Here is a 2,607-nt window from a genome sequence, read left to right as displayed (position 1 = left end):
GTAAGCGTGCGCTGAACCCCATAGCTATTTTTTAATTTGAGTTGGGTTTCCAGCGGTGTGGCAGTAATTCTTCAATCTGGGTCACTTTATGTGTTGGCAACCTTTTCAGCACATCACTTAAATAGGCATATGGATCCAGCCCATTCAGTTTTGCCGACTGGATTAAAGTCATGATATTGGCCGCTCGCTGACCACTGCGCAGCGAACCTGCAAATAACCAGTTCTTACGCCCCAACGCCCAGGGACGCATTTGATTCTCTACCCAATTATTGCAAATCGGTAGATTGCCATCATCCAAATAGCGACTTAAAGCTGGCCAACGCTTCAGAGTGTAATTGATAGCCTTGGCAATTGGAGAACTCGACGGCACCGTCAGATAATGTTGGTTGAGCCATTCATATAGTTGTTGCATCACCGGTTGACTATGCTGTTGTCGGTATTCGCGGCGGTGTTGCGCTGTACCATCCGTCTTTTTCCTGAGTTCTGCTTCTATGGCATACAGTTTCTGAATCAGCACTAATACCTGTTCAGCGACCTGACTTTTTTTGGTCACATGCAGTTCGTGGAATTTACGACGTGCATGTGCCATGCAGCCCACCTCAATGACCTGACCTGATCTAAAGCGTGCTTTGTAGCCACTGTAATCATCACAGACCAGATGGCCCTGCCAATCTTTTAGAAAGGCTTCGGCATGTTCACCAGAGCGACTGTCTTGAAAGTCATAAATCACGGCTTGAATTGGATTATATTGGGTTGTTGCATAAGCCCAGACATAACCTTTCTTCGGTTTTTTATCTTTATCATCCATCCGCATGATGGTGACGGGTGTTTCATCTGCATGAATCACCGCTTGCTGTAGGATCACCTTTCTTAATGCATCGGTTAGGCGTTCTAACTCTACACCACAGCGACCAATCCAGTCAGATAACGTTGATCTGGACAGATCAACACCTGCGCGTAGAAAGATCTGGCGCTGACGGTACAGCGGTAAATGATCTGCATACTTCGATACCAGTACATGGCTGAGTAATTCAGGACTGGCGATTCCTTTCTCAATCACATATGCCGGCATTGCTTGTTGGGTCAGTGTGTCACATTGATCACACACCCATTTGCCACGCACATGCTGTTCCTTATAGAACTGTGCCGGTCTGAAATTCAGTTTTTCACTGATATCTTCACCGATACGACGGAGTTGGCAGCCACAACTGCATTGGGTTGATGCAGGTTCATGCTCAATACGGATGGTGTGTAGATGATCTGGCAGCAGTCGACGTTTAGGTTTATTGGTTTTGGCTTTGTGTGTCGCTGCATCGGTTTTATCTGCATTTAATCGTTCTAATTCCAGATCAACAGCAGCAATATCTTCTTCAACCGCTTCATCCCATAGGTGGATTTGTTTTGCGGTGAGATGTTCGTTTTTACTGCCGAATTTGTGCTGTTTAAATAGTGCGAGTTCATGCTCGTATTTTTGATTGAGAATAGAAAGATGTTGAACTTTAGAATCTAATTGCTGATTGGTGACTTCAAGATGTTGAACTCTGGCATCTAATTGCTGGTTTGATTGTGCTAGAGACTGATGCTGCATCGCCAACTGTCTGGTGAATTCCAGCAGTTGTTCATGGGTCAGTTGGCTTAAGTCAGGCAGCGTATTCATGACCGCAGTATGCCTGAGGTCATGAGAAGAATGAAATAGAACGTTTGGAGAATAGCAGAATGGAACAGCCTGGTTTAAAGCATCGTCACCACCTGCTGTCGTCCAATGCGCTGCCAGGGCAAACCTTGGATCAGTGCCTGTAACTGTTCCGGGCTGAGGGCCACGGTTTCACCTTGATGAACTTGAGCCCAGTGAAATTTGCCCTGTTCCAGCCGCCGGGCACACAGCCAGATGCCCAGTCCATCATGTACCAGCACTTTCATGCGATGGCCACGTTTATTACAGAACAGGTAAGCACAATGCGGTTTGATGTAGCCAAAGGCTCTCACCACCTGAGCCATGGTCGTATCCATACCTGCACGCATGTCCATGGGCTGAGTAGACAACCAGATTTCATCGATACGGATCATTTGATCAAGCCCTGAATTAAAGGCAGTAATTCCTTTGCTGATTCCACCGGCCAGTCGATCTCGATCATCTGATCCCTTGCGGAACCTTGTTCCTTATGCAATGGAATCCTGATATGAGCGACAGCATTCTTCTCCGGCACAGGTGGTGGAGGTGTTTCTTGTTTAGTTGCGTCAGGTGGCAGAGGTGCTTCTTGTCTGACTGGCGTCGGGTGAAGAATGACGGGAAGAAAGTCGGTCTGTGGACTGGGTGGGCTTTTTAATGCAGGGACCATTGATCTGGACTGGCGAATCCATTTATGTAGCAGATTGGCATTGATCTGATGTTGCATTGCCACCTTGGCCACCGATGTGTCTGGCTGCAGGCAAAGCTCGACCAGGTGCTGTTTAAAATCAGTTGCGAAGATTCTGCGGGTTCTTTCTGTCGTTTGTTCAGTGTCTATAAAAGTGTCTAAGGCCATAAACATAATGTCCATTTAATAAATAATGGACACTATCGGGATATTGAGAAAATAAGAAAAGTGGGGTTCAGCGGACGCTTAC

Annotated in this window: 3 protein-coding genes; all 3 read right to left on the bottom strand. The window is 46.6% G+C overall.

What is annotated here, in order from left to right; translation table 11 throughout:
• Positions 1–31: 31 nt before the first annotated feature.
• A complete protein-coding gene (locus tag FTT83_RS15685; protein ID WP_180176837.1) occupies positions 32–1,657 on the bottom strand; it encodes an IS66 family transposase in 1,626 nt (541 codons plus the stop codon).
• A gap of 74 nt (positions 1,658–1,731) precedes the next feature.
• Positions 1,732–2,067, bottom strand: coding sequence for an IS66 family insertion sequence element accessory protein TnpB (gene tnpB, locus FTT83_RS15680; protein ID WP_000618091.1), 336 nt, complete (start codon positions 2,065–2,067; stop codon positions 1,732–1,734).
• Positions 2,064–2,525 carry a transposase gene (locus FTT83_RS15675; protein WP_131292450.1) on the bottom strand — a complete coding sequence of 154 codons (462 nt, stop codon included), beginning with the start codon at positions 2,523–2,525 and terminating at the stop codon, positions 2,064–2,066. The genes tnpB and FTT83_RS15675 overlap by 4 nt, the downstream gene beginning before the upstream one ends.
• Between the last annotated feature and the right edge of the window lie 82 nt (positions 2,526–2,607).

It is taken from the genome of Acinetobacter sp. YH01018 (assembly GCF_013420295.1).
Lineage (GTDB): Bacteria > Pseudomonadota > Gammaproteobacteria > Pseudomonadales > Moraxellaceae > Acinetobacter.
The sequence above is the reverse complement of the archived record's forward strand: the minus strand, read 5'-3'. Positions and strand labels throughout refer to the sequence as shown.